Annotated in this window: 7 protein-coding genes; all 7 read left to right on the top strand. The window is 73.0% G+C overall.

Annotated features, from left to right (window positions below; translation table 11 throughout):
• The 7 genes from malQ to ACIRHA_RS41760 all read left to right on the top strand — a co-directional run bounded on the left by malQ (window position 1) and on the right by ACIRHA_RS41760 (window position 7962).
• The gene (gene malQ / locus ACIRHA_RS41730; protein ID WP_403856926.1) at window positions 1-2052 is read left to right on the top strand and encodes a 4-alpha-glucanotransferase; all 2052 of its coding nucleotides are present in this window, start codon (window positions 1-3) and stop codon (window positions 2050-2052) included.
• A 20-nt stretch (window positions 2053-2072) separates the two neighbouring features.
• Window positions 2073-2312 (top strand): hypothetical protein, encoded by a 240-nt coding sequence (locus ACIRHA_RS41735; protein WP_403856929.1) that lies wholly within the window; start codon window positions 2073-2075, stop codon window positions 2310-2312.
• A 127-nt stretch (window positions 2313-2439) separates the two neighbouring features.
• On the top strand, window positions 2440-3921 hold the full coding sequence (locus tag ACIRHA_RS41740; RefSeq protein ID WP_403856932.1) for an FAD-dependent monooxygenase: 1482 nt from the start codon (window positions 2440-2442) through the stop codon (window positions 3919-3921).
• A 44-nt stretch (window positions 3922-3965) separates the two neighbouring features.
• Complete coding sequence (locus ACIRHA_RS41745; protein ID WP_403856935.1) at window positions 3966-5228, top strand: histidine kinase; 1263 nt, start codon at window positions 3966-3968, stop codon at window positions 5226-5228.
• Window positions 5192-5836: a LuxR C-terminal-related transcriptional regulator gene (locus ACIRHA_RS41750; protein ID WP_403856938.1), complete on the top strand. Its 645-nt coding sequence runs from the start codon at window positions 5192-5194 to the stop codon at window positions 5834-5836. The genes ACIRHA_RS41745 and ACIRHA_RS41750 overlap by 37 nt, the downstream gene beginning before the upstream one ends.
• 120 nt (window positions 5837-5956) lie before the next feature.
• Window positions 5957-6949: a DMT family transporter gene (locus tag ACIRHA_RS41755; protein ID WP_403856941.1), complete on the top strand. Its 993-nt coding sequence runs from the start codon at window positions 5957-5959 to the stop codon at window positions 6947-6949.
• A gap of 29 nt (window positions 6950-6978) precedes the next feature.
• Window positions 6979-7962 (top strand): alpha/beta fold hydrolase, encoded by a 984-nt coding sequence (locus ACIRHA_RS41760; protein WP_403856954.1) that lies wholly within the window; start codon window positions 6979-6981, stop codon window positions 7960-7962.
• Window positions 7963-8062: the final 100 nt, after the last annotated feature.

Below are 8062 nucleotides of genomic sequence, written 5' to 3' on the forward strand. Positions count from 1 at the left end.
ATGACCAAGGCCCGGATCGCCGCGCTGTACGGAGTGGCCACCTCCTACTCTCCGGCGCCGGGCCGCACCGTCCCCGCCTCGGACGCGGCGGTGACGGCTGCCCTCGCCGCGCTCGGTGTGGACGTCGCCGCGGACCCGGCCGAGCCGCCGGAGCGGCTGCTGCCGCCGACGGTGGTGGTGTGGGCCGACGGAAGCGTCCCGCGCTGGGTCGCGGACCTGCCCGCGGGGGCCGAGCTGCGGCTGCGGCCGGAGGGCGGGGACCGCTTCGACCCCTGGGACCCGGGCACCGCGACGCCGCTTGGAGCGCACCGGCTGCGCGTCGCCGTACCCGACGGGCGCGCAGCCGAGGCCCACCTGATCGCCGCCCCCGCGAAGGCCCCCACCCCGCCGCCGCGCACCCACGGCCTGCTGGTCCAGCTCTACTCGCTGCTCTCCACCCGCTCCTGGGGCATGGGCGACCTCGCGGACCTCGCCGACCTGGCGTCCTGGTCGGCCCGCACCCACGGCACCGGATTCCTCCAGGTCAACCCCTTGCACGCGGCGGTGCCCGCAGGTCCGGAGGGCGGCACGGACCCGACAGACCCGTCGCCGTACCGCCCCTCCTCACGCCGTTTCCCCGACCCCGTCCATCTGCGGATCGAGGACATTCCCGAGTACGCGTACGTCCCCCAGCACGCCACGGAGGCCGCCCGGCTGCGCGACGCGGTGCTCGCCAAGGGCGAGCTGATCGACCGTGACGCGGTGTGGGCGCTGAAGCGGACGGCGCTCGAAGCGGTCCACCAGGTGCCGCTCACCCCCGGCCGCCGTGCCTCCTACTGCGATTTCCTCGCCGCACAGGGCACTGCCCTGGAGGACCACGCCACGTACTGCGCGCTGGCCGAGGTGCACGGCCCCGACCGGCACACCTGGCCGGCCGCCCTCCAGGACCCGCGCTCGGCGGCCACCGACCGCGCGCGCCTGGAGCTGATGGACCGCGTCGACTTCCACTCCCGCCTCGCCTGGCTCACCGAAGGGCAGCTCGCCGCCGCCCAGCGCGCGGCGCGCGAGGCGGGCATGGAGATCGGGCTCGTGCACGACCTCGCTGTCGGCGTGCACCCCGGCGGCGCCGACGCGTGGGCGCAGCGCGACATCTTCGCGCAGGGCATCAGCGTGGGCGCGCCCCCGGACGCGTTCAACGCGCGCGGCCAGGACTGGGGCCTGCCGCCGTGGCGCCCCGACCGCCTCGCGGAGACCGGTTACGCGCCCTTCCGTGACCTGCTCCGCAATCTGATGCGGCACGCGGGCGCCCTCCGCATCGACCACGTCATGGGCCTGTTCCGGCTCTGGTGGATCCCGGAGGGCGAACCCCCGACCGAGGGCTGTTACGTCCACTACGACGCCGAGGCCATGCTCGCCGTGCTGCTCCTGGAGGCGTCGCGCTCGGGCACGTACGTCATCGGGGAGGACCTCGGCACCGTCGAGCCGGGCGTGCGCGGGACGCTGCACGCGCGCGGGGTGCTCGGTACGTCCGTGCTGTGGTTCGAACGCGACTGGGAGGGCGACGGGCGGCCCGTCCCCGCCGAGGCCTGGCGCACGGACTGCGTCGCCACCGCCACCACCCACGACCTGCCGTCCACCGCCGCACGCCTGAGCGGAGACGACGTACGGCTGCGCGAGCGGCTCGGCCTGTCGACGGCGAGCGGGGCGGAGGCGGCGGCCGAGGTGGCCGAGTGGCTCTCCGTGTTCGCCCGGATGGGCCTGCTCGCACCCGGGACGCACGACGAGGAGGAGGCCGTCCGGGCCGTCCACCGGTTCCTTCTGAGCACACCGGCCCGGATGATCGGGCTGTGGCTGCCCGACCTGGTGGGCGACCGGCGCCCGCAGAACCTGCCCGGCACCTGGGCCGAGTACCCGAACTGGCGGCTGCCCGTCGCCGACGCCACGGGCCGGCCCGTCACCCTGGAGGAACTCGCCGCGTCGCCCCGCGCGCACGCCCTGCTCGGCGTGTTCGCACAGGCACGCGCGGGAGCCGAACTGCCCCTTACAGGCCCCCCGGACGCGCGGCCCGTTTAGGCGTTCGCTACGTTGGGCTCGTGGACAAGAAGAACGCTCTGCGCGCCGGCGCCCTGGCCTCCGGTACGACGCTGATGATGCTGCTCATGACGTCCCCCGCGCTCGCGCTCACGCGCGACGACGGCGACGACCCGGGTACCGGCCTGAGCGTGATCGAGACGCTCGGCCTCTACGTGGTGACGCCGATCGTGCTGTTCCTGGTGATCGCCGGACTGGTCTCGCTGGGCGACAAGTCCCGCAAGCAGCAGAAGCAGAGCTGAGGCTCCGCCTCCCCAACGGCTTCCCGTCGAGGGCACCCGTCGCGTTCATTCGCGGCGGGTGCCCTCGACGCGTCTGTACGGGCAGGATGGGCGGGTCGATCCGGGCGTCATCGCTTCTGGAGGCCTCATGGACAGCACTGGCTCATCGCACGAAACCGGCTCATCGCACGACACCCGCTCGGTGATCGTGGTCGGCGCGGGCCCGACCGGGCTGCTGCTGGCGGGGGACCTCGCCGCCGCGGGTGTTCCCGTCACCCTCGTCGAGCGGCGCCCCCACCGGACCAGCAACCTCTCCCGCGCCTTCGCGGTGCACGCCCGCACGCTGGAACAACTCGACGCGCGTGGCCTCGCCGACGAGCTGGAGGCCAAGGGCCAACAGCTGCAACGGCTGCGCCTGTTCGGCAGCCTCTTCCTCGAACTGGCCGAGCTGCCCACGCGCTTCAACCACCTCCTCGTCGTCCCGCAGTACGAGGTCGAGACGCTCCTGGAGCGGCGGGCCGTCGACGCCGGGGTCACCTTCGCGTACGAGACCGAGGCGACGGGCCTGGCGCAGGACGCGGACGGTGTCACGCTCCACGTACGCGTGCAGGGGGAGCCGGAGGACCTGCGTGCGGCGTACGTCGTCGGCACCGACGGAATGCGCAGCTCCGTGCGGACGGCGTTGGGCCTGCCGTTCCCCGGTAAGTCCGTCATCCGCTCGGTCGTCCTCGCCGACGTGCGGCTCGGCGAGCAGCCCGACAACGTCCTCACCGTGAACACGGTCGGGGACGCCTTCGCCTTCATCGCCCCGTTCGGTGACGGTTACTACCGGGTGATCGCCTGGAACCGCGCGCACAACGTGTCCGACGACGCTCCCCTCGACCTCGAAGAGATCAAGGAGACCGCCCGGCTCGCCCTCGGCGACGACTACGGCATGCACGACGCGCGCTGGATGTCCCGCTTCCACAGCGACGAACGCCAGGCGCCGAAGTACCGCGTCGGTCGGGTGCTGCTGGCCGGGGACGCCGCCCACGTGCACACCCCGGCGGGCGGCCAGGGCATGAACACGGGGATCCAGGACGCGGCGAACCTCGGCTGGAAACTGGCGGCGGTGGTGAGCGGCCGGGCCTCCGAGGAGCTCCTCGACACCTATGAGGCCGAACGCCACCCCGTCGGCAAGGCGGTGCTGCGCAGCAGCGGCGGCCTGGTCCGCCTGGCGATGGCCAAACGCCCCTGGACGCTCGCGGCCCGCTCGGCCCTCGCCCAGACCGTGACCCGCGCCCGCCCGGCCCGTACCCGCGTCGTCGGCCAGATCACCGGCATCGGCTTCCGCTACCCGGCTCCCAGGGGCGCCCACCCGCTCGTCGGCAGGCGCGTCCCCGACATCGCGCTGCACGGCGGCACCCGGCTCTACGAGGCCCTGCGCGCGGGCGAGTTCGTCCTCATCCTGCCCCAGGGCTCGCCGGACAAGCTGGACGGCCTCCGGGTCGCCCACTGGGCGAGCGAGCGGCGCACCGCGCTCCTGGTGCGGCCCGACGGGTACGCGGCGTGGGCGTCGGACGCGGTGCCGGATGGGGGAGTTAAGTCCACCGACCTGCCCGAGGAGTTCGCCGGATACTCGTTCCGGTAGCGGCGAACAGCCGGGAACGCGGTCGATACGGGGGAGTTGGCGACATGAAGCGGGTCGAGGCGGTCAGGCGGTGCCACCGGCTGTGGTGGCTGTCCATGGTGGCGCTGCACTGGTCGACGATGCTGCACATCGCGATATGGACGCCGGTCCCGGGCCTGCTGCCCTGGGCCGCGGCGGGCATGCGCCGCGTCGTGGACCGCGAGCGGGCCCTCGCGGCCACCTGGTCGGACATAGTCGTCGAGTCGGCGCCCGCGCCGGTGCTCGGGAAGGAACGGGAGCGCTTCGGTCCGCTCGCCCGCTACCGCTGGGTGTTCGGGGACGCCCAGCGGTTCCGCGAGTGGCGCTGGACCACGCTGTACTCCTTCGTCGGCGGCCTCATCGCCTGCGTTCCCGGGGCCCTCATCCTCTTCGGCCTGTGGGGCCTCTTCCTCGCCGTTTTCGGCTCGTACCTCGCCCGGGACGCGGGCTGGGGCGGCCTCTGGTACATGTTCATCCACGTCGAGAACGTCCCGACGGGCCTGATGGCGGGCCTGCTCGGCCTCGTCGTCGGCAAGACAGGACTGTGGCTCGCGCCTTCCACGGTCGACCGCCACGCCCGCTTCGTGCGCGCCACGCTCTCCCCGTCCGGGCAGGAGCTGATGGCCGCCCGCATCGCCCACCTGTCCGCGACCCGCTCCGACGCCGTGGACACCTCGGCCGCCGAACTGCGCCGCATCGAGCGGGACCTGCACGACGGAGCGCAGGCCCGGCTCGTCGCGATGGGCATGACCCTGGACGCCGCCGAGAACCGCCTGAACGATGACCCGGAAGCTGTCAGGGCGCTGCTCGCGGAGGCCCGCGCCTCCTCGTCCGCGGCGCTACAGGAGCTGCGCGACCTGGTCCGCGGCATCCACCCGCCGGTCCTCGCCGACCGTGGACTCGCCGACGCCGTACGGTCCTTGGCACTGCTCAGTCCGCTGGCGGCGGAGGTCACGGTCGAGCTCCCGGCCCGCCCCGAGCCCCCGGTCGAGTCCGCGGTCTACTTCGCGATCGCCGAGACCGTCACCAACGCGGCCAAGCACGCGGAGGCCGAGCGGCTGTGGATCGACATCGCCTACGACGAGGGGACCTCGGCCCTGCGCGTCGGCGTCACCGACGACGGCCGCGGCGGCGCCGACCCGGCCCGAGGCGGCGGCCTCGTCGGCATCGAGCGGCGGCTCGCCACTTTCGACGGCGTCCTCGCCGTCAACAGTCCGGCCGGCGGCCCGACCCAGATCTCCATGGAGGTGCCGTGCGCGTTGTCGTCGCCGAAGATCACTTCCTGCTGAGGGACGGTCTCGTGCGGCTCCTCGGCGCGTACGGGCACGAGGTCGTCGCGGCCGTGGACAACGGCCCTGAGCTGCGCAAGGTGCTCGTCGCCGAGCGGCCGGACGTCGCGATCGTCGACGTACGGCTGCCGCCGGACTTCAGCGACGAGGGCCTGCGCGCGGCCCTCGAAGCCCGCGAACAGATCCCGGCACTCCCGGTGCTGCTGCTCTCGCAGTACGTGGAGCCTTTGTACGCGCGGGAGTTGCTGGCGGACGGAGCGGGCGCGGTCGGCTATGTGCTGAAGGACCGCGTGACGAACGGCTCCGAGTTCCTGCGCACCATCCACCAGGTGGCGGGCGGCGGCACGGCGATGGACTCCGAGGTGGTGTCGAAACTCCTCGCCGGCAAGGTCCGTGACCAGCGGCTCGGCTCGCTGACCGGTCGCGAGCGCGAGGTGCTCGCGCTGCTCGCGCAGGGCAGGTCGAACGCGGGGGTGGCCGAGTGCCTGGTCATCTCGGAGAAGGCCGTCACCAAGCACATCGGCAACATCTTCATGAAGCTCGGCCTGTATCCGGGGGAGAGTGACAACCGGCGGGTACTGGCGGTCTTGGCGTACCTGGAGGGCTAGGAACGTGGACCATTCAGTAGTCCTTAAGGTTGTCGCCGCAAAGTTTCGATGGACGTGATGGGTTGGGCGCTGCGACGGTAAGGGGGAAACGGAACCCCGATCGCGAGAGGCCCGCCCCTGATGGCAGTCCTGGACCGTACCCGTACACCCGTGGAGCCGAGCGCGGCGGCGGGCCGCGCGGCCGGCGGGCTCGGTGTGGGGCTCGTGCTCGCCGTGCTCGCCACGGTCGTCTGGTCCGGCAGCTTCGTCACCGCGCGCGGGCTGCACGACAGTGTGCCGCCGATCCAGCACGCGTTCTGGCGCTGGGTGGTGGCGATCGTGGCGGTGGCGCCGTTCGGGGCGCGGGCCGCGTGGCGTGAACGGGCCGTGCTGTGGCGGCACTTCGGGTTCGTGGCGCCGGCCTCGCTGCTCGGCATCGCGGTCTACAACACCCTCGTCAACCAGGCAGGCATGACGACCTCGGCCGGCAACATGGGCATGATCATGGCCGCGTCGCCGGTGCTCATGGCGGTGTACGAGCGGATCGGCGGGGCACGGTTGGGGCCGCGCCGGGTGGCCGGAACGCTGGTCGCCTGCGCGGGAGTTGTGCTTCTGGTGAGCAAGGGGTCCCTGACGCCCGACTTCGCGCCCGGCGATCTGTGGGTGGTCGTGGCGGCCGTGTGCTTCGGCTCGTACAGCGCGCTGCTGCGCCGCAAGCCGCGTGAACTCGGCGGTGTGGCCTTCCTGTTCGCGACCTTCGTGCTCGGTGCGCTGATGCTGCTGCCCGTGTACGCGGCGAGCGTGGCGGTGCAGGGCGGCTTCGAGGTGCGGGCGGGCACGGTGGGGCCGCTGCTGTATGTGGGCGTGGTGTCCTCGGCGGTCGCCTTCTTCGCGTGGAACAAGGCGATCGCGCTGGTGGGGGCGGCGCGGGCGGGCGTCGTGTACTACCTGCAACCGGTGTGCGTGGCGGTGCTGTCGTACGTCGTCCTCGGGGAGTCGATGGGGTGGGCGCAGGTGGGGTGCATGGTGCTGATTCTGGGCGGGGTGGTGCTGGCGTCGGTCGGGCGCCGCGGTTTGCCGAAGCGGCAACAAAGCGGAGTTCCCGGCGGGCGTAGCGGCAGGATCGAAGGGTGACACGGAGTTCCCTGGAGCTGGAGGAAGCGATGCCCGACCTGCCCGAACCGATCCACCGCCTTGTGCCCTCGCCGGCCGGCCGCATCCACCTCGTGGAGCAGGGAACGGGCCCGCTCGTCCTGCTCCTGCACGGCTTCCCGGAGTCCTGGTACTCCTGGCGCCGGCAGCTCCCGGTGATCGCCGACGCCGGGTACCGGGCGGTCGCGATCGACGTACGCGGATACGGGCGGTCCTCGCGGCCCGACGACATCGCCGCGTACCGGATGCTGGAGCTCGTCGAGGACAACGTCGCCGTGGTGCGGGCCCTCGGCGAGGAGTCGGCGGTCGTGATCGGCCACGACTGGGGCGCGAACATCGCGGCCACGTCGGCGCTGGTCCGTCCGGAGGTCTTCCGGGCCGTCGGGCTGCTGAGCGTGCCGTACGCGCCACGGGGCGGTCCGCGGCCCAGTGAGGTCTTCGCCGGGATGGGCGGCGGGGCGGAGGAGTTCTACGTTTCGTACTTCCAGGAGCCGGGGCGGGCGGAGGCGGAGATCGAACCGGATGTGCGGGGGTGGCTGGGCGGGATCTATGCGGCGCTCTCCGGTGACACGGTTCCGGGGGCGGGCGCGGCCGACCCGCACTTCATCGCGCGGGGCGGCGGGCGGATGCGGGACCGGTTCCCGGGGGAGCGGCCGGGGTGGTTGAGTGAGGCCGAACTCGACGTGTATGCGGGGGAGTTCGAGCGTACGGGGCTGAGCGGCGCGCTCGCCCGGTACCGGAACATGGACCGGGACTGGGAGGACCTCGCGGCGTACGACGGGGCGGCGATCGGGCAGCCGTCGTTGTTCGTCGGGGGTGGGGCGGATGCCTCGACGACTTGGCTCGCCGAGGCGATTGCGGCGTACCCGAAGACGTTGCCGGGGCTTGTCGGCTCCCACGTCCTCGACGGGGCCGGCCACTGGCTCCAGCAGGAACGTCCCGTGGAGGTCAACGGGTTGCTGGTGGAATGGCTGGGCGGGCTGCACCGGGGCTGAGGCCTCGGGGCTCCGCCCCGGACCCCGCTGCTCAATCGCCGCAGGGGCTGGAAAGATCGGGGCTCCGCCCCGGACCCCGCGCCTCAAACGCCGGCGGGGC

Origin of the sequence: Streptomyces sp. NPDC102360 (assembly GCF_044766085.1) — a bacterium.
GTDB lineage: Bacteria > Actinomycetota > Actinomycetes > Streptomycetales > Streptomycetaceae > Streptomyces.

What these genes read in the sequence shown, in the direction of transcription:
- ACIRHA_RS41755 (WP_403856941.1), top strand. Translation starts at nt 5,957, where the DNA reads ATGGCAGTCCTGGACCGTACCCGTACACCCGTGGAGCCGAGCGCGGCG.
- malQ (WP_403856926.1), top strand. Translation starts at nt 1, where the DNA reads ATGACCAAGGCCCGGATCGCCGCGCTGTACGGAGTGGCCACCTCCTAC.
- ACIRHA_RS41740 (WP_403856932.1), top strand. Translation starts at nt 2,440, where the DNA reads ATGGACAGCACTGGCTCATCGCACGAAACCGGCTCATCGCACGACACC.
- ACIRHA_RS41760 (WP_403856954.1), top strand. Translation starts at nt 6,979, where the DNA reads ATGCCCGACCTGCCCGAACCGATCCACCGCCTTGTGCCCTCGCCGGCC.
- ACIRHA_RS41745 (WP_403856935.1), top strand. Translation starts at nt 3,966, where the DNA reads ATGAAGCGGGTCGAGGCGGTCAGGCGGTGCCACCGGCTGTGGTGGCTG.